Annotated in this window: 13 protein-coding genes; 3 read left to right on the top strand and 10 right to left on the bottom strand. The window is 54.7% G+C overall.

From position 1 onward, the window contains the following. Window positions 1-167: 167 nt before the first annotated feature. Window positions 168-2,801, bottom strand: coding sequence for a mannosylglycerate hydrolase (gene mngB, locus ACMGGS_RS14260; RefSeq protein WP_414163176.1), 2,634 nt, complete (start codon window positions 2,799-2,801; stop codon window positions 168-170). 24 nt (window positions 2,802-2,825) lie between these two features. Then, on the bottom strand, window positions 2,826-4,745 hold the full coding sequence (gene mngA / locus ACMGGS_RS14255) for a PTS 2-O-a-mannosyl-D-glycerate transporter subunit IIABC (protein WP_414166282.1): 1,920 nt from the start codon (window positions 4,743-4,745) through the stop codon (window positions 2,826-2,828). 189 nt (window positions 4,746-4,934) lie between these two features. Between mngA and ACMGGS_RS14250 the strand changes: the two genes are divergently transcribed. After that, window positions 4,935-5,651 (top strand): GntR family transcriptional regulator, encoded by a 717-nt coding sequence (locus tag ACMGGS_RS14250; protein ID WP_414163175.1) that lies wholly within the window; start codon window positions 4,935-4,937, stop codon window positions 5,649-5,651. Window positions 5,652-5,726: 75 nt separating this feature from the next. On the opposite strand, the gene sucD is transcribed toward ACMGGS_RS14250, so the two are convergent. From sucD to sdhC, 8 genes are all read right to left on the bottom strand, one after another. Further along, a complete protein-coding gene (gene sucD / locus ACMGGS_RS14245; protein ID WP_176920473.1) occupies window positions 5,727-6,596 on the bottom strand; it encodes a succinate--CoA ligase subunit alpha in 870 nt (289 codons plus the stop codon). Next, on the bottom strand, window positions 6,596-7,762 hold the full coding sequence (gene sucC, locus ACMGGS_RS14240) for an ADP-forming succinate--CoA ligase subunit beta (RefSeq protein ID WP_414163174.1): 1,167 nt from the start codon (window positions 7,760-7,762) through the stop codon (window positions 6,596-6,598). Before sucC ends, sucD begins: the two co-directional genes overlap by 1 nt. 97 nt (window positions 7,763-7,859) lie before the next feature. Beyond that, window positions 7,860-9,080 (bottom strand): 2-oxoglutarate dehydrogenase complex dihydrolipoyllysine-residue succinyltransferase, encoded by a 1,221-nt coding sequence (odhB, locus tag ACMGGS_RS14235; RefSeq protein ID WP_276164298.1) that lies wholly within the window; start codon window positions 9,078-9,080, stop codon window positions 7,860-7,862. Next, on the bottom strand, window positions 9,080-11,902 hold the full coding sequence (sucA, locus tag ACMGGS_RS14230; protein WP_414163173.1) for a 2-oxoglutarate dehydrogenase E1 component: 2,823 nt from the start codon (window positions 11,900-11,902) through the stop codon (window positions 9,080-9,082). Before sucA ends, odhB begins: the two co-directional genes overlap by 1 nt. A gap of 317 nt (window positions 11,903-12,219) precedes the next feature. Next, the gene (locus ACMGGS_RS14225) at window positions 12,220-12,936 is read right to left on the bottom strand and encodes a succinate dehydrogenase iron-sulfur subunit (RefSeq protein WP_176920470.1); all 717 of its coding nucleotides are present in this window, start codon (window positions 12,934-12,936) and stop codon (window positions 12,220-12,222) included. Between the two features lie 15 nt (window positions 12,937-12,951). Then, window positions 12,952-14,718 (bottom strand): succinate dehydrogenase flavoprotein subunit, encoded by a 1,767-nt coding sequence (sdhA, locus tag ACMGGS_RS14220; protein WP_176920469.1) that lies wholly within the window; start codon window positions 14,716-14,718, stop codon window positions 12,952-12,954. Further along, window positions 14,718-15,065, bottom strand: coding sequence for a succinate dehydrogenase membrane anchor subunit (gene sdhD, locus ACMGGS_RS14215; RefSeq protein WP_194205478.1), 348 nt, complete (start codon window positions 15,063-15,065; stop codon window positions 14,718-14,720). The genes sdhA and sdhD overlap by 1 nt, the downstream gene beginning before the upstream one ends. Then, window positions 15,059-15,463 carry a succinate dehydrogenase cytochrome b556 subunit gene (gene sdhC, locus ACMGGS_RS14210; protein ID WP_414163172.1) on the bottom strand — a complete coding sequence of 135 codons (405 nt, stop codon included), beginning with the start codon at window positions 15,461-15,463 and terminating at the stop codon, window positions 15,059-15,061. Before sdhC ends, sdhD begins: the two co-directional genes overlap by 7 nt. A 637-nt stretch (window positions 15,464-16,100) precedes the next feature. Between sdhC and ACMGGS_RS14205 the strand changes: the two genes are divergently transcribed. Both ACMGGS_RS14205 and ACMGGS_RS14200 read left to right on the top strand, forming a co-directional pair. Continuing rightward, complete coding sequence (locus ACMGGS_RS14205; protein ID WP_194205477.1) at window positions 16,101-17,387, top strand: citrate synthase; 1,287 nt, start codon at window positions 16,101-16,103, stop codon at window positions 17,385-17,387. A 610-nt stretch (window positions 17,388-17,997) separates the two neighbouring features. Further along, window positions 17,998-18,573 (top strand): fimbrial protein, encoded by a 576-nt coding sequence (locus ACMGGS_RS14200; RefSeq protein WP_414163171.1) that lies wholly within the window; start codon window positions 17,998-18,000, stop codon window positions 18,571-18,573. Window positions 18,574-18,582 lie beyond the last annotated feature (9 nt).

The following is an 18,582-nucleotide window of genomic DNA, read 5'->3' as shown; positions in this document are numbered from 1 at the left end:
GCATGTAATAACGTCAGGTAGATCACATTATTTTGTGCCGATTGCAGGAAAAGGGAGAGTTATTACATTTTATTTACTATGTACAGTTTAAAAATTAACACATCAGGTTGATTATTACCGTGAATAATAAAGCCACCCGCAGGTGGCATCCGTCCAAATGTCGTGCGCTATTTGAGGGCGATGCTCCACGTTTTTGACTGTCCCGGCCTGAATCTTACCGGCTGTGCGGTGATATCGGCCCCTGACGCCAGCGGTTGCTCATCCAGTGCCGTTTCCTGACAGTGAGGCTGGTGCTGATTGAACCTCAACAGCGTTTCGCTGTTTTCACTCTCGGACGGATTAAAGAGGCGAATAATCAGTTCATCCCGATCTTCCGCTTTTTTCAGTACGCTCAACTGGCAGCCCGTCGCCGGCATGCTGAAAAGCGAGTAGCGTTCCGGGGTAGTAATAGTGCTGCGATTGAGCTTCATCGCATCCCACGGCATCTTATGGTAACACTGCACCGGCGTCAGCCAGCGTCGGGCCTGCTGAGCAACGCCTGCATTCAGCGGCGAACCACAGAAAGGCCACAGGCTGAAGCGACAGCGCAGTTCGCCACGCAATTGCGAATCCGGGACCGGCATTTTTATCCCGGAAGGCCGTCCCGGACGCAGCAGCAGATCTTCTTTACCCAGTAGCCCCATGCTGCGCAGCAATGTCAGCGCAAAGGTACTCCGGGTTTCGCCGATGATTTCAATTTCACGCAGTCCTTCCGTAAATAGCGCCAAACCATTCCCTTCGTGCGAGAGCGCCGCATAGTTAAGCAGGTTCCAGACAGGCACCGGCGCTTCTTTCCAGCCTTCATCCTGCCAGTGATTCATCGCCTCGTCTTGTACCGGGCGCGAGAGTGAGCCGAACTGAGTATCAGTCAGTACCTTATCCGTTTTATAAGGCACCGGAATGCGCACCCGCAGGCGATGATCGTCAGCCTGATTAATAAGACAAACGTCGAAATCCACGCGTCGGCTGTGGTGACTCAGGGTGATTGTGGTCTTGATCGACAGCGTTCCCGAGCAGAGATGGGCCGCCCTTTCTGCCAGATTAACAGGAACGGCCATTTCGCTCTGGATCACTGCCCTGCTCTGCCAGACGTCGTGTATGACCTCAACGTGATGCGGTGCACCCGCAGAGGTTAATAACCACTCTTCGCGCAACGGGGAATAGTCGTACTCATCGCCATCGTCGGAACCGTCTTCAAACTCCAGCACCCGATCATAAATCAGGCCGCTCTCTTTATCCGCCATGCGGAGCGTGCCGTCGTCATTAAGCGTCATGCGCCAGTAGTCGTTTTCCAGTAATGCATCGTGATGGGCGATAACGGGCAGCGGCTGACTCTCCTCCCCCGTAACGATATGCAACGTCAGATAGCCCATCGCGGGCAGTACCTGCCTGAACTGGATGTCGTACTCCATAAAGGGATCGTAGTTGCCGTAATGCACAATTTGTCTGTCCACCAGCCCCGGATCGATTTCCCGCCGATCGCGAATATAATACGCCACCTCATGACCTTCGCTATCCAACAAGCGGAACTGGCTGGCGCGCAGGCGGATCGTGGTATTGATGATTTCATCGCGTGGCCAGGGCATCAGGTTAAACAGCGTAAGTTTGTCATTATCCTGCGCTGGCATATTGTCGACAATTTTGCGCATATAAAAGCCGATCAGGTTATCGGCCATATCCTCCGCCAGCCAGAAGCGAGACATGATCTCCCGGTGGACTTTGTCGCTACAGCAGCAGCCGATGCTGTCATGGGCGTGGTTTTTAAGGATCTCTTTCCACATTTTCTCCAGCAGCCCATGCTGATACTCAAACCCCAGCGTCCAGGCCAGCGTCGCCAGCGGCTCCAGGATATTGACGATTTTATTTTCGATGCGCGCATGGGCAATTTTGATGTCCATTCGCGTGGAGCCAATAGTGCGGTGGACACGCATATATTTGCCGTCGATAAACTCGCCTTTCAGCGTCGCCAGCTTTTCACACTGCTGTTCAATACGCGTAAAGACCTCTTCAAAACGACTCATCACAAATTCACGTTGCGGGTAGATCTCACGGAGCTTCGCCATCACCGCAAAAATATTTTGCTGAAGCGGCATCTGGTCATGGCCGTTTGGCAGCAGGATCTCTTTAGTGAGCGACGCCTTCTCCAGTACCTCGAAGTAGCTGTCGAGGCGCTTGCGCAGACCCTCTCCATCTTCGGGTAAATATTTACCAATCGCATAGCCCAGCGGCAGCACCTGCGCCACCACTTCACTGCCCTCGCCGCTCTGCCACAGAAACTCGGTTTTATCCGTCCCGTGACGCTCGGAGCAGCCGCGCCAGAATATCGCCCGTTTGATGCCAAAGCCGTTATAGATATGCGGCAGTTGCCCCGACATCCCGAACGAGTCCGGCAGATAGCCAATCTTCATCGGCTCGCCAAAGGCCAGGCAGTCGCGCATTCCATACAGCAGATTACGTACAATGGATTCGCCCGCGACGATCGTGGTATCGGTCTGGGTATACCAGGGGCCAATAATCAATTTGCCCGCCTGCACCAGCGCCCTGACGCGCGGCTTATTTTCCGGCTTAACGGCAAAGTAGTCTTCGAGGATCGCCGTTTGTCCGTCCAGAACGTAATATTTATAGTCGGCATCCTGCTCCAGACGGGAGAGGATCTCCTCCATATTATTGACCAGTAAAATACGGGACGCTTCGGTGGTGAAATACCACTCCCGGTCCCAGTGCATATGCGGCGTAATGTGAACGCGAGATACAGCTTTCATCTTCGTTTCCTGAGTAAGTCAAAATTATGGCATTACGCTGTCAGGCGTATATTTACCGGCCCGCACCGCCTGACGACGCCAGAGCAGCAGCACGCAGGTTGAAATGGCGGTTCCGATCAGCGCGGCACCGAACCACCCTGCCGCCGCCATCGCCTTGCCCATATCGGCATCGTGTAGCAGGAACAGCGAGAAGATCCCCGCGCCGGGCGTCGAAAGCCCGACATGCATTGCGCCGACTATCGCCCCGGTGACCAGCGAGCCGAGGACAAAAGAGCCAATGACCCGCAGCGGATCTTCAATCGCCATCGGGATCGCCCCTTCGGTGATCCCCGCCAGCCCCAGCAGCCAGGTCGATTTCCCGGTTTCAATTTCAAAGGTTTTAAACAGATGCGGTGCCAGCATCGTTGAAGCGGTAACGGTAAACGCCGAGACCATTTTGACCGAGGCGAAAATGGCATACGGGCCGAAGACGCCATTAGCCATCGCGCCGAGGCAAAATGCGTAGGCTGCTTTATTTACCGGACCGCCAAGATCGAAGGAGCACATAAAGCCGATGATCGCCCCGAGCAACAGCGCGTTAGTGCCCGACAAGCCGTTTAACCACGCGGTCAGACCGTTATTGATCCACGCCACCGGTTCGCCAATCACGAACAGCATCAGGCTGCCCGCCACCAGCGTGCCGAGTACCGGATAAAGGTAAAAGGTCAGAAAGCCGTTAAATTTGCTGCCCAGGCGGATATGTTCTTTTACCCAGCGCATCAGATAACCGGCGATCAGCCCGCCGACCACCGCGCCCAGAAAACCGGAGCCAATCATGTTGGCCGCTAATCCGGCGGCAAAGCCCGGTGCCAGCGCCGGTTTATCAGCCAGAGAGTACGCGGTGTACGCGGCCAGGACCGGAACCATCAGCGTGCCGAGAATGCCGCCACCGAGTTTGCGATACAGCCACAGCCACGAGTTTTCCTGGTCGAACAGGTGCTGTAAGCCCAGCATTTGCGCCAGCAGCACGGAAACGGCAAGTACCGTCCCGCCCGCGACAATCAGCGGCACGGCAAAGGAGATACCGCTGAGCAACGCCTGCTTTAATTCCGTTTTGACGCTCTTTTTATTCTCCGTCTGCGACGCGGCGGCACGCGGCTGCGTCGACGGTTTCAGCGCCAGCGCCTGCTGGATCAGCGCCTCCGCGTGGCGAATCGGTTCCGCCACCGGCACGTTGAGCATGGGAATACCGATAAAACGCTCCGCCTCTTTAATAGCGACTTCCGCCGCGATAATGCAGGCCTGCGCGGCGTTCAGGTGTTCAGCGCTTAGCCTACTTTCAATGCCGTTCGCACCCTGCTTTTCGACATACACCTGCACGCCGAGCTTTTTCCCGGCCTTTTCCAGATATTCCGCCGCCATATAGGTATGCGCGATCCCGGCGGGACAGGCGGTAACGCAGACGATCACCGGTGTGTCGACGGCAATCGGTGCCTCTTCCCCCTTTTCCTGCGGCAAACCCAGCGCCTGCAAAAGCTGCGCCGGGCTGGTCGCGGCGCTCACCGCGGCGCGAACCTCATCATCCGCCAGACGGCTGGTCAGCGCGGTTAATAGTTGCATATGGGTCGAGCCAGCCTCGGCGGGCGGGATCGCCAGTAAGACAATGATATTGACCTCTTCCGGTCCATCAACGCCTTCCCAGCTCACCGGTTCGCTAAGCGTAGCGACGGCGAACGCGGCCTCCTGCACCGCCTCGCTTTTTCCGTGCGGCACCGCCAGCCCTTCGCCCAGCGCGGTCGGCCCCTGCGCTTCACGGGCGAATACGTCGTTCAGATAATGGTCAAGATTATTAATTTTGCTCAGATCCGCCAGGCGCGTCGCCAGCGCGCGTATGGCGTCATCGCGGCTGGCAAACCGCGTTTGCAGGCAGAGGGCGTCCGGATGCGTCAGGGTCGTCAGGTTCATCATGATCCTCACTTTGTTAAGAGAAGTACGTGCCGCCAGGCGGCATTCAGACATGAGAATGCCAGAGTAAATAATACATTTATGTGATCACTTTCACTTTACGTAATAATTTGTATCTTATTTGTATTGTTTACATTCAAGCCACAACCCGGATAATCGGCCGAAAGGTATTATTTTGGTGCCACGCCTATGTCCAGTAAACCGATGTACCGACAGATCGCCGATACCCTGCGCGAGCGTATTCAGTGCGGCGAATTGAAACCCGGAGACGCGCTGCCGACGGAATCCGAGCTACAGGCGCAGTTCAACGTCAGCCGCGTGACCGTGCGTCAGGCGCTGAAACAGCTGACCGCCGAGTCAATCATTGAAAGCATCCAGGGCAGCGGCTCTTACGTGAAAGAAGAGCGGGTTAATTACGATATTTACCGCCTGACCAGCTTTTATGAAAAACTGGCCGACCGAAACGTCGCGACCCACAGCGACGTGAAAGTTTTTGAAGTGATTAAGGCCGAACCCTGGCTGGCGGAAAAGCTCCAGCTCGCGGCTGAGGAAAAGGTCTGGCACATTAAGCGGGTGCGGTTTATTAATCACAAACCGGTGAATCTGGAAGAGACCTGGATGCCGCTGGCGATGTTTGCGGATCTGACGTGGGAAGTAATGGAAAACTCGAAATACCATTATATTGAGCAGATCAAAAAAATGGTCATCGATCGCAGCGAGCAGGAACTGGTGCCGGCGATGCCGTCTGAGGAAGCCATCGCGGCGCTGTCAATCGATGCACAAAAACCAATTCTCGAGAAAATTTCACGCGGCTTTCTCAAAGACGGCAGAGTGTTTGAGTACAGCCGTAATGTCTTCAGAAGCGACGATTATAAATTCACCCTGGTGGCGCAACGCGGACGGTAACCGGCCATAAAAAAGGCCGCTGTTCAGCGGCCAACCATGTCGAAAACACGCTCCCTCTGGCGGGGAGCAGAGATTTTATTTAATGATAGATTTCAGCGCTTCGCCGATATCTGCCAGGCTACGCACGGTTTTCACGCCCGCCGCTTCCAGCGCAGCGAATTTTTCATCTGCCGTACCTTTGCCGCCCGCGATGATCGCGCCCGCATGGCCCATACGTTTCCCTTTCGGCGCGGTCACGCCAGCGATGTAGCCGACCACCGGCTTGGTCACATGATCCTTGATATAAGCCGCCGCTTCTTCTTCCGCGCTACCGCCGATCTCGCCGATCATGACGATCGCTTCGGTCTGCGGATCTTCCTGGAACAGCTTCAGGATGTCGATGAAGTTAGAGCCAGGGATCGGGTCGCCGCCGATGCCCACGCAGGTGGACTGGCCAAAACCGTAATCGGTGGTCTGCTTAACCGCTTCATAGGTCAGCGTACCGGAACGGGAAACGATACCCACTTTACCCGGCTGGTGAATGTGGCCCGGCATGATGCCGATTTTGCATTCGCCTGGGGTGATCACGCCCGGACAGTTCGGCCCGATCATGCGCACGCCCGCTTCGTCCAGCTTCACTTTCACCGTCAGCATATCCAGCGTCGGGATACCTTCGGTGATGGTGATGATCAGTTTGATGCCCGCATCGATGGCTTCAAGAATTGAGTCTTTGCAGAACGGTGCGGGAACGTAGATCACCGAGGCGGTCGCGCCGGTAGCCTCTACCGCTTCACGCACGGTGTTGAATACCGGCAGGCCGAGGTGCTCAGTGCCGCCTTTGCCCGGCGTTACGCCGCCGACCATCTGCGTGCCGTAGGCAATCGCCTGTTCGGAGTGGAATGTCCCCTGGCTTCCGGTGAAACCCTGGCAGATCACTTTGGTGTTTTTATCGATTAAAACTGACATTATTTCCCCTCCACTGCGCCAACGACCTGCTGGGCTGCATCCGTCAGACTCTTCGCTGCAATAATATTCAGGCCGCTGTCCGCCAGGCGTTTCGCGCCCAGTTCAGCGTTGTTACCTTCCAGACGCACCACCACCGGCACATTCACGCCGACTTCTTCTACTGCGCCAATAATGCCGTCAGCGATCAGATCGCAGCGCACGATGCCGCCGAAGATGTTGACCAGTACCGCTTTGACGTTGTCGTCAGAGAGGATAATTTTGAACGCTTCGGTCACGCGCTCTTTGGTCGCGCCGCCGCCCACGTCAAGGAAGTTAGCCGGTTCGCCGCCGTGCAGCTTAACGATGTCCATGGTGCCCATCGCCAGACCTGCGCCGTTGACCATACAGCCGATGTTGCCATCCAGCGCCACGTAGTTCAGTTCCCACTGCGCCGCCTGAGACTCACGGGCATCTTCCTGCGAGTTATCGCGCATTTCGCGCAGATCCGGCTGGCGGAACAGCGCGTTGCCGTCCGCGCCCAGTTTGCCGTCGAGGCAGATCAGGTCGCCCTGTTTGGTGATCACCAGCGGGTTGATTTCGATCAGGGCCAGATCGCGCTCAAGGAAAATGGTCGCCAGTCCCATAAAGATTTTGGTGAACTGCTGAACCTGCTTGCCTTCCAGACCCAGTTTGAACGCCAGTTCGCGGCCCTGGTACGGCATCGGACCCGCCAGCGGATCGAGCGCGACTTTGTGGATCAGATGCGGGGTTTCTTCCGCGACTTTTTCAATTTCCACGCCGCCTTCGGTGGAGGCCATAAAGACCACGCGGCGGGAGCTACGGTCAACGACCGCGCCGAGGTACAGTTCTTTATCAATGTCGGTCGCCGCTTCTACCAGGATCTGGTTGACCGGCTGGCCGTTCGCATCTGTCTGATATGTAACCAGGCGTTTGCCCAGCCAGTGCTCGGCAAAGGCGCGGATCTCTTCTTTGCTTTTAACCACTTTCACGCCGCCCGCTTTACCGCGACCGCCAGCATGAACCTGGCATTTTACCACCCACGGGCCAGCACCGATTTTTGAGGCCGCTTCTTCAGCTTCGCGCGGCGTGTTACAGGCATAACCTACTGGCGCAGGCAAACCATAGCGGGCAAACAGTTGTTTTGCCTGATATTCATGTAAGTTCATGTCTTCTGTCCATCCTTCAGATAATCGTTATCATTGTGCCTGAAGGTCGGATGGCGCTACGCGTATCCGGCCTACAGACAGGTGATATTCTTAATTACTACACGTCCAGCAGCAGACGGGTCGGGTCTTCCAGCAGCTCTTTGATTGCCACCAGGAAGCCTACCGATTCACGGCCATCGATCAGACGGTGATCGTAAGAGAGTGCCAGGTACATCATCGGCAGGATCTCAACTTTACCGGCGACCGCCATCGGACGATCTTTAATGGCGTGCATGCCGAGGATCGCGCTCTGCGGCGGGTTGATGATCGGCGTAGACATCAGAGAGCCGAAAACGCCGCCGTTGGTAATGGTAAAGTTACCGCCAGTCAGGTCTTCCACCGTCAGTTTGCCGTCGCGCCCTTTCACCGCCAGCTCTTTAATGCGTTTTTCGATGTCAGCCATGCCCAGCGCGTCAACGTCGCGCAGCACCGGCGTCACCAGGCCGCGCGGCGTGGAGACCGCCATGCTGACGTCGAAATAGTTGTGATACACCACGTCGTCGCCGTCGATAGAGGCGTTAACTTCCGGGTAACGTTTCAGCGCTTCCACCACCGCTTTCACGTAGAAGGACATAAAGCCCAGACGGATGCCGTGACGTTTCTCGAAGGCGTCGCCGTACTGCTTGCGCAGATCCATAATCGGCTTCATGTTCACTTCGTTGAAGGTGGTCAGCATCGCGGTGGAGTTTTTCGCTTCCAGCAGACGCTCGGCCACACGCTTACGCAGGCGGGTCATCGGCACGCGTTTTTCAGAGCGGTTGCCCAGTTGCGGTGCCGCCTGTGGAGCAGCTTCAGGCGCTTTCTGTTCTGCTTTTGCCGGGGCGTTGTTCAGATGTTTATCCACATCTTCACGGGTAATACGTCCGCCCACGCCGGTGCCTTTGATGGCACTGGCGTCAAGGTTATGCTCAGCCAGCAGGCGACGGATCGCCGGACTGAGCGCATCGTTGTTCTGTTCTTCCAGCGACGCCTGCTGACGCTGAGCCGGGGTCGATTCTTTCGCTTCGGATTTCTCGCTGGTTTCTTTACCAGAACTGTTGCCTTCGCGCAGGCGGCCCAGGATCTGACGAGAGGTAACGGTAGCCCCTTCATCTTCCAGTAAGGCATCAAGAATGCCGTCCGCCGACGCCGGTACTTCCAGTACCACTTTGTCAGTTTCGATTTCTACCAGAACTTCATCGCGTTTAACCGCATCGCCTGGTTTTTTGTGCCAGGTGGCCACAGTCGCATCCGCAACGGATTCAGGCAGGTCGGGAACAAGAATATCTACGCTACTCATTATTTATCCTTTAATTTATCGACGTTCAGCGCGTCATTGACCAGATCTTGCTGCTGTTTCTGGTGAACGGACATATACCCTACCGCCGGGGAGGCGGAGGCCGGGCGACCTGCATAACGCAGGGCTGCCCCAAAGGGAACCACATCACGGAAATGATGCTGACTGCAATACCATGCGCCCTGGTTAAGTGGCTCTTCCTGGCACCAGACAAAATCATGTACGTGGGCGTATGGCTTCAGCGCTTCCTGTACCGCCTGATGCGGGAACGGATAGAGCTGTTCGATGCGCACGATAGCGACATCTTTTTGATCGTTTTTACGGCGCTGCTCCAGCAGATCGTAGTATACCTTGCCGGAACACATGACCACGCGTTTCACCGCCTGCGGATCCAGTTCATCCACCTCGCCGATGGCGGGCATAAAGGTGCCGTTCGCCAGTTCGTCAAGGGTGGACACCGCCAGCGGGTGACGCAACAGCGATTTCGGCGACATCACGATCAGCGGACGGCGCATACCGCGCAGCGCCTGACGACGCAGCATATGGTAAACCTGCGCCGGGGTGGACGGTACGCAAACCTGCATATTCTGCTCGGCGCAGAGTTGCAGATAACGTTCCAGACGCGCGGAGGAGTGCTCCGGTCCCTGCCCTTCGTAGCCGTGCGGCAGCAGCATAACCAGACCACACATCCGGCCCCATTTCTGCTCGCCGGAGGAGATGAACTGGTCAATCACTACCTGCGCGCCGTTGGCGAAGTCGCCAAACTGCGCTTCCCAGATGGTCAGCGTGCGCGGTTCGGCGGTGGCGTAACCGTATTCAAAGGCCAGCACCGCCTCTTCAGAGAGCACGGAGTCCCAGACTCTGAACTGCCCCTGCGCATTGTGAATGTGTTGCAGCGGGGTGTAATTTGAGCCGTTGGCCTGGTTATGGACCACTGCGTGACGGTGGAAGAAGGTACCGCGACCGGAGTCTTCCCCGGAAATACGCACCGCAACGCCTTCGTCAACCAGCGTGGCGTAAGCGAGGTTTTCCGCACCGCCCCAGTCGAACAGTTTTTCACCGGCCGCCATCGCCTGACGATCGGCATAGATTTTTGCCACGCGCGACTGCATTTCAATCGCGTCCGGCACGGTACTGATGCGCTTCGCCAGTTCCTGCACGCGTTTCATCTCTACCTTGTTCGGGTAGCTTTCGTCCCATTCGTGGTTAAGGTACGGCGACCAGGTAAAGGAGTGCATATTCATCGGACGGAACTCTTTTACCACGCACTCGCCGGCATCCAGCGCATCGCGGTAAAGATTCACCAGCTCGGTAGCATCTTCCAGAGTGGCAACCCGATCCTGCTCCAGACGATCAGCGTAAATTTTACGCGGCGTCGGGTGCTTTTTGATTTTCTGATACATCAACGGCTGGGTAGCGCTTGGCTCATCGGCTTCGTTATGGCCGTGACGACGGTAGCAGACCAGATCGATGAACACATCACGTTTGAACGTATTGCGGAATTCCAGCGCCACGCGGGTCACGAAGGCCACCGCTTCCGGGTCGTCAGCATTAACGTGAAAAATCGGCGCCTGCACCATTTTACCAATATCGGTACAGTACGGCGTGGAACGCGCATCCAGCGGGTTAGAGGTAGTAAACCCGACCTGGTTATTGATCACAATGCGCACGGTGCCGCCGACTTCGTAGCCACGGGCTTTCGACATGTTCAGGGTTTCCTGAACCACACCCTGTCCGGTCACCGCAGCGTCGCCGTGAATGGTAATCGGCAGCACTTTATTGCTGCTCGGCTCGTCCAGACGATCCAGACGCGCGCGTACCGACCCCATCACCACCGGGCTGACGATTTCGAGGTGCGACGGGTTAAACGCCAGCGCCAGGTGAACCAGTCCGCCTTCGGTTTCGATATCTGACGAGAAGCCCTGATGGTACTTCACGTCGCCGGTGCCAAGATGTTCTTTGTGTTTACCGGCAAATTCGTCAAACAGATCCTGTGACTGTTTGCCCAGCACGTTGATCAGTACGTTCAGGCGACCACGGTGCGCCATGCCCAGCACCACTTCACGGGTGCCGTTTTTACCGGCGTGGCGGATCATCTCTTTGAGCATCGGGATCAGCGCGTCACCGCCTTCCAGTGAGAAGCGTTTCGCGCCGGGGAATTTCGCACCCAGATAACGCTCCAGCCCTTCTGCCGCCGTCAGTTCGTTGAGAAAACGTTTTTTCTCTTCAACGCTAAAGCTGGCGTGGCCTGCCACCGATTCAATACGCTGCTGGATCCAGCGCTTCTCTTCCGTGGAGGTGATGTGCATATATTCTGCGCCGATGGAACCGCAGTAGGTTTGTTTCAGGGCGTCGATCAGATCGCCAAGCTTCATGGTGTCTTTGCCGATGGCAAAAGACCCTACGTTAAAGGTTTCCTGGAAATCGGCTTCGGTTAAATCATGGTATGAGGGGTCAAGATCCGCCACGCGCTCCTGCTTCCACAGCCCCAGCGGATCGAGATTCGCATGCTGGTGGCCACGGAAACGGTAGGCGTTGATCAGTTGCAGGACTTTAACCTGCTTCACATTGGTATCAGGATCGGACACTGACGCGGTGTAACGTGAGGCATCCTTCGCCAGGCGGCGGAAGTAATCACGCGTTTTGGAATGGAATTGATCCGGTTTAACTCCGGTGCCAGGTAACTGCTGGAACATCGAACGCCATTTGACGTCGACAGAGTCAGGATCGGTTAAGAAGTCTTCATAGAGCTGTTCTATCCAGCTCTGATTAGCACCAGAGAGGTAAGAAGAGTCCAGCCAGGCTTTCATTGCGCCGTTCTGCATCGTGATCCCTTAAGCATTTTTATGCTTACTTCGCCGTGGATAACTACAACGCACGCGGCAAGGCGCACGTCCCAGGGTTCACTTGCGAGCTCTTGTCTACACTGGCCCGCGAAGGAACCTTTAAAAACTGTCCGAGGGTTTCCCCCTGGTTCTGCCTCGTTTCCTTTATGAAAGGAGAAAGTCCATCCGGCAGTTTTTAAAGGTTTCCTGCACTTTTCCTGCTTTGCCCGGTGGCGCTGCGCTTACCGGGCCTACGTTACTATTCCACCATTTGTAGGCCGGATAAGACGCTTGCGTCGCCATCCGGCATTAACGGCTCAGGCGCTACGTTGTAACAACATCGACTTAATGTGCCCGATAGCGCGCGTCGGGTTCAGCCCTTTCGGACATACACTGACGCAGTTCATGATGCTATGGCAGCGGAATACGCTGAAAGCATCGCTTAATCCTTCAAGGCGGTTATCAGTTTCCGTGTCGCGGCTGTCGATCAGGAAGCGATATGCCGCCAGAAGACCTGCCGGGCCGATGAACTTGTCCGGATTCCACCAGAACGATGGGCAGGACGTAGAACAACAGGCACAAAGAATACACTCATACAGTCCGTCGAGTTTTTCCCGCTGCTCAGGCATCTGAAGATGCTCGCGAGCGGGTGGATTTTGCCCATTATTCAACAAGTAAGGCTTAATCTTCTCATATTGTGCATAGAATTGTCCCATGTCCACCACCAAATCGCGGATCACCGGCAATCCTGGCAGTGGGCGGATAACAATTTTCTTCTTGCCGTTACCCAGCGCTGACAGCGGCGTGATGCAGGCCAGGCCGTTTTTGCCGTTCATATTCAGACCGTCCGAACCACAGACACCTTCACGGCAGGAGCGGCGGAACGACAGGCTGGGGTCCTGCTCTTTGATCAGCATCAGCGCGTCGAGCAGCATCATGTCGCGACCCTCTTCGCCTTCCAGGGTGTAATCCTGCATGCGCGGAGCGTCGTCAACATCCGGGTTATAGCGATAAATCGAGAATTCGAATTTCATCTTCCTGTCTCCGCATTAATAAGTACGAATCTTCGGCGGGAACGCCGGGCGCAGTTTCGGCTCCATATTGACGCTGCGACGCGTCATGGATTCCGATTGCGGCAGATACAGGCTATGACACAGCCAGTTTGCATCATCACGATCCGGATAGTCGAAGCGGCTATGCGCGCCGCGGCTTTCGGTGCGGAAGTTGGCGGAAACAGCCGTCGCATACGCTGTTTCCATCAGGTTATCCAGCTCCAGGCACTCAACACGCTGGGTATTGAACTCGCTGGAGGTATCGTCCAGACGGGCGTTTTTCAGTCGCTCGCGGATTTGTTTAAGCTGCTCCAGCCCTTTCGCCATCGCATCCCCTTCGCGGAATACCGAGAAGTTATGCTGCATACATTCCTGCAGTGCTTTACGGATAACCACCGGATCTTCACCGTCGCGGTTGTTGTTCCAGCGGTTAAGACGCTCCAGCGATTTTTCGATATCCTCTTCGCTGGCATCGCGCAGTTCGCCCTGCTCGGCGATGGACTCCAGCAGATGCAGCCCTGCCGCCCGGCCAAATACCACCAGATCCAGCAGCGAGTTACCGCCGAGACGGTTGGCACCGTGGACCGAGACACAGGCGATTTCACCGACCGCGAACAGGCCCGGGATCACCACGTCTTCGCCCTGCTCGTTCACGGTCAGCGCCTGACCAGTTACTTTGGTCGGAATACCGCCCATCATATAGTGGCAGGTCGGGATCACCGGAATCGGCTCTTTGACCGGGTCAACGTGCGCAAAGGTGCGCGACAGTTCCAGAATACCCGGCAGACGAGATTCGAGAACCTCTTTGCCCAGATGATCCAATTTCAGTTTAGCGTGCGGACCCCATGGGCCTTCGCAGCCGCGGCCTTCACGAATTTCGATCATAATAGAACGCGCGACCACATCGCGCCCCGCCAGATCTTTGGCGTTCGGCGCATAACGCTCCATAAAGCGCTCGCCGTGTTTGTTCAGCAGATAGCCACCTTCACCACGGCAGCCTTCCGTCACCAGTACACCCGCGCCAGCGATGCCGGTCGGGTGGAACTGCCACATTTCCATATCCTGCACCGGAACGCCTGCACGCAGGGCCATGCCCACGCCGTCGCCGGTATTAATGTGCGCATTGGTGGTGGATTGATAAATACGGCCCGCGCCGCCGGTCGCCAGTACGGTGGCTTTCGCTTTGAAGTACACCACTTCACCGGTTTCGATACACAGAGCGGTACAGCCGACAACGGCACCGTCTTCATTTTTTACCAAATCCAGCGCGTACCACTCGGAGAAAATGGTGGTTTTGTTTTTCAGGTTCTGCTGATAAAGCGTGTGCAGCAGCGCATGGCCGGTACGGTCCGCCGCCGCCGCGGTACGAGCTGCCTGCTCGCCGCCGAAGTTCTTTGACTGGCCGCCGAACGGACGCTGATAAATCTTGCCGTCGTCAAGACGGGAAAACGGCAGGCCCATGTGCTCGAGTTCCAGAATCGCTTCCGGCCCGGTTTTACACATATATTCAATCGCGTCCTGGTCACCGATATAGTCCGACCCTTTGACGGTGTCGTACATATGCCATTCCCAGTTATCTTCATGGGTATTGCCCAGCGCCACGGTGATCCCGCCCTGCGCCGATACGGTGTGCGATCGGGTTGGAAAAACTTTAGAGAGCAGCGCACAGGTCTGGCCGCTCTGGGAAATTTGCAGCGCCGCGCGCATACCCGCGCCACCGGCACCAATAACTACAGCATCAAATTCTCTGACTGGCAGTTTCATTACACACCCCACACCACAACGAATCCATAAATAACGTAAGCCACCAGCGCAATAACAATAAGCAGTTGCAGCGTCAGACGCAGCGCCAGTGATTTAACGTAGTCGGTCAACACCTGCCACATGCCAATCCAGGCATGGATCAAGACAGAAAACAGAGCCAGCAGGGTGAACACTTTGGTGAAAGCGGAAGCAAAGAAACCAGACCAGACTTCCCAGGTAACGTCGCTGGTGAGGGCAAAGAAACCGACCATGTAAATAATGTACAAAGTCAGAATGATGGCCGTAGCGCGAACCAGAATGAAGTCATGTACGCCATTGCGTCCTAATGCTGAGGCGTTGCTTACCATACGAGGACTCCTGCGAGAATTGAAAGCACGACAGTAATAACAAAAGCAAGCCAGGCGGTACGCTGCCCTGCGGCAAAGGTTTCTTCCAGATAACCGACATCCATCAGCATGTGACGGATCCCACCGACAGCGTGATACGCCAGCGCGGTAAGAATGCCCCACATAATGAATTTAGCGAAAAAGCTATCCATGATGGACGTTGCGGTGAGAAAGCCTTCAGGCGAGGAGAGACTGGTGCCCAACAGCCACAACAGCAACCCAACCGCCACGAACGTGATCACGCCGGACGCGCGGTGGAGAATGGACGCTATAGCCGTTACAGGAAACTGGATCGTTGTCAGATCCAGGTTAACAGGTCTTTGTTTTTTGACATTTTTTATCATGAATAACGCCCACATGCTGTTCTTATTGTTCCCTTCCTCCGGTCTGCGTGCGGGTCAGACAGCGTCCTTTCTATAACCTGACGTCATGGATAAAAACGGTAGAGATCCGTTCAAACGACGCAGGCTTACGCTGGGTGGCTCGGGAGTGCAGGATATTCCGGAGACCTGGCGGCAGTATAGGATGTTCACAAAATCATTACAATTAACCTACATATAGTTTGTCGGGTTTTATGTCGAACAGTGATCCGCATCACGATAACAACATTATTTTAAAATTTAATCATCTGATTTGACAAATATTAAACATTATTGTTACAAACGTAAGCCGAAAAGTCATATAATGCGTAAAAGTTATGGGGTCACTCTTTCACCTGCGAATAAGTTATGTAACAGTGAGATGATATTGACCGCAGTAATCAGTACAGGTATTAGTGATATACAGGTTTGAATTATTCGGATTGCAACACCCTGATTTACCGTTGTTTCAGTGTAGTTTTGACGCGTACCTGCCAGCGCCCATCGCTCTGTACCCTGGTTTTTCCTCTATAAGCAGAGCCGTAAGCCACATAACAAACTGGTCACGTTAAACTTCAGGCTGAAGGTAAATCCGGCTGGCGGCAGTCTTAAGCATAAGGCGCTAAGGAGACCGTAAATGGCTGATAAGAAAGCAAACCTCACTCTAAACGGTGATACTGCTGTTGAACTGGACGTGCTAAAAGGCACGCTGGGTCAGGATGTAATCGATATCCGTAGTCTTGGATCAAAAGGCGTATTCACCTTCGATCCTGGTTTCACCTCTACCGCATCCTGCGAATCCAAAATCACCTTTATCGACGGTGACGAAGGCATCCTGCTGCATCGCGGCTTCCCGATTGACCAACTGGCCACCGGGTCCAACTATCTCGAAGTGTGTTACATCCTGCTGTACGGCGAGAAACCGACTCAGGAACAGTATGAAGAATTCCAGACTATCGTCACCCGCCATACCATGATCCATGAGCAGATCACCCGTCTGTTCCACGGTTTCCGTCGCGACTCTCACCCGATGGCGGTGCTGTGCGGCGTGACCGGCGCGCTGGCGGCGTTCTACCATGATTCACTGGATGTTAACAATTCACGTCATCGTGAAATCGCCGCGTTCCGCCTGCTGTCCAAAATGCCAACTGTGGCCGCGATGTGTTACAAATATTCTATCGGCCAGCCGTTTGTCTATCCGCGTAATGACCTCTCCTATGCCGGTAACTTCCTGAATATGATGTTCTCCACGCCGTGCGAACCTTACGAGGTGAATCCGGTACTGGAACGCGCGATGGACCGTATCCTGATCCTGCATGCGGATCACGAGCAGAACGCCTCAACCTCTACCGTGCGTACCGCAGGCTCCAGCGGCGCGAATCCGTTCGCCTGCATCGCAGCCGGCATCGCCTCGCTGTGGGGACCGGCACACGGCGGTGCCAACGAAGCGGCGCTGAAAATGCTGGAAGAGATCAGTTCAGTTAAACACATTCCGGAATTCCTGCGCCGCGCCAAAGATAAGAACGATTCGTTCCGTCTGATGGGCTTCGGCCACCGCGTGTACAAGAATTACGATCCGCGCGCCACCGTGATGCGTGAAACCTGTCATGAAGTGCTCAAAGAGCTGGGCACCAAAGACGACCTGCTGGAAGTGGCGATGGAGCTGGAAAATATCGCGCTCAACGATCCGTACTTCATCGAGCGTAAACTCTATCCGAACGTTGACTTCTACTCTGGCATCATCCTGAAAGCGATGGGCATTCCATCATCCATGTTTACCGTTATCTTCGCGATGGCGCGTACCGTCGGCTGGATCGCCCACTGGAACGAGATGCACGACGACGGCATTAAGATTGCGCGTCCGCGTCAGCTGTATACCGGCTACGATCAGCGCGATTTTAAATCTGACGTGGAAAAACGTTAATTCCCGGAGCGTGGCTGTAAAAGTAGCGTGAGAAGAACCCTGCGGGGTTCTTCAAACTGCTGACAAACGTTGTACCGTGGAATGATGCCTGGCGGCGCTTCGCTTGCGCAGGCCTACGGGTTGCAACTAACCGGCTGATATTGATGGTTTTGTAGGCCGGATAAGGCGAAGCCGCCACCCGGCAAAACGGCGCATACAATAACAAACGGGTTGTCATCAACCTCAAGAACCCTGCGGGGTTCTTTTTTTGCGTTATTTTTCGCCTTATTGCAGGATTATTAAACGCTTTATTTGCTATTATTCAACACAATGATAATCCATGCTAATGAGTTTAAAGATAATTCTCACTTAAACACAATTTATGACTAAATATATTCCTATTTTTTTGTATTCGTCGTTAACGTAATATCTTAAAAGATCGCATTATAATTTAATTATATCTATTTAAAGAATGAATACCCCTCCCGGTTAGCGTGCAACCCATTGATTTTATTTAACTTTTATAAGAATAAGTCAAACTTAAAACCACTTTAAGTATAAATAAATTTAGCGATAAATTTTATAATCTATTATGTGGGCGAAGTACGTTTTAACTGAGAAGGAATTTGGTATGTCAATATTACACAAAAGTGTCTTAGGGGTTTCTGTCGCTCTGGCTTTTGCTGCTTCCGCGTATGCAGCTAACGACCAGGGCTCCGGTGAACTCCACTTTAAAGGCGAGGTTGTCAATGCGCCGTGTGAAATCCATCCCGATGATGTTGATCAGACGATTGAACTGGGGACAGTAACCACAAGACGCATCAACACCGACGGTCACTCCTCCGCAATTCCGGTCCGTATTCGTTTAATCAACTGCGATCTGCCTAATTCAGATAATGGTTCGGGTCAGCCCATTTCCAAGGTTGCCGTCACCTTCGACAGTGACGCCAAAACTACCGAGGGAACGGAAATGCTGGATAACACCAGCACCGGCGAAGCAACTGGCGTGGGCGTAATGCTCCTCAATAGCGATCAGACGCCGATTACGCTGGGCCAGCCAACTACTGATATCCCCCTGCTGCCTGCGTCAGCCAGCCAGCAACTGAATTTCTTTGCATGGATGCAACGGATCGACTCGACGGGTGCCAACCAGGTAACGCCGGGTGCCGTGACGTCTAACGCCACTTACGTTCTGGATTATAAATAATCCATCATT

It is taken from the genome of Superficieibacter sp. BNK-5, assembly GCF_047456055.1.
In the GTDB taxonomy this organism is placed as follows: Bacteria; Pseudomonadota; Gammaproteobacteria; order Enterobacterales; family Enterobacteriaceae; genus Superficieibacter.
Note: the sequence above shows the minus strand (reverse complement) of the source record. Positions and strands in the feature narration are given on the sequence as shown.

Bases quoted from the DNA above. Each gene is read 5' to 3' on its own strand.
- mngB (WP_414163176.1), bottom strand. From the start codon at position 2,801: ATGAAAGCTGTATCTCGCGTTCACATTACGCCGCATATGCACTGGGAC.
- mngA (WP_414166282.1), bottom strand. From the start codon at position 4,745: ATGAACCTGACGACCCTGACGCATCCGGACGCCCTCTGCCTGCAAACG.
- ACMGGS_RS14250 (WP_414163175.1), top strand. From the start codon at position 4,935: ATGTCCAGTAAACCGATGTACCGACAGATCGCCGATACCCTGCGCGAG.
- sucD (WP_176920473.1), bottom strand. From the start codon at position 6,596: ATGTCAGTTTTAATCGATAAAAACACCAAAGTGATCTGCCAGGGTTTC.
- sucC (WP_414163174.1), bottom strand. From the start codon at position 7,762: ATGAACTTACATGAATATCAGGCAAAACAACTGTTTGCCCGCTATGGT.
- odhB (WP_276164298.1), bottom strand. From the start codon at position 9,080: ATGAGTAGCGTAGATATTCTTGTTCCCGACCTGCCTGAATCCGTTGCG.
- sucA (WP_414163173.1), bottom strand. From the start codon at position 11,902: ATGCAGAACGGCGCAATGAAAGCCTGGCTGGACTCTTCTTACCTCTCT.
- ACMGGS_RS14225 (WP_176920470.1), bottom strand. From the start codon at position 12,936: ATGAAATTCGAATTCTCGATTTATCGCTATAACCCGGATGTTGACGAC.
- sdhA (WP_176920469.1), bottom strand. From the start codon at position 14,718: ATGAAACTGCCAGTCAGAGAATTTGATGCTGTAGTTATTGGTGCCGGT.
- sdhD (WP_194205478.1), bottom strand. From the start codon at position 15,065: ATGGTAAGCAACGCCTCAGCATTAGGACGCAATGGCGTACATGACTTC.
- sdhC (WP_414163172.1), bottom strand. From the start codon at position 15,463: ATGTGGGCGTTATTCATGATAAAAAATGTCAAAAAACAAAGACCTGTT.
- ACMGGS_RS14205 (WP_194205477.1), top strand. From the start codon at position 16,101: ATGGCTGATAAGAAAGCAAACCTCACTCTAAACGGTGATACTGCTGTT.
- ACMGGS_RS14200 (WP_414163171.1), top strand. From the start codon at position 17,998: ATGTCAATATTACACAAAAGTGTCTTAGGGGTTTCTGTCGCTCTGGCT.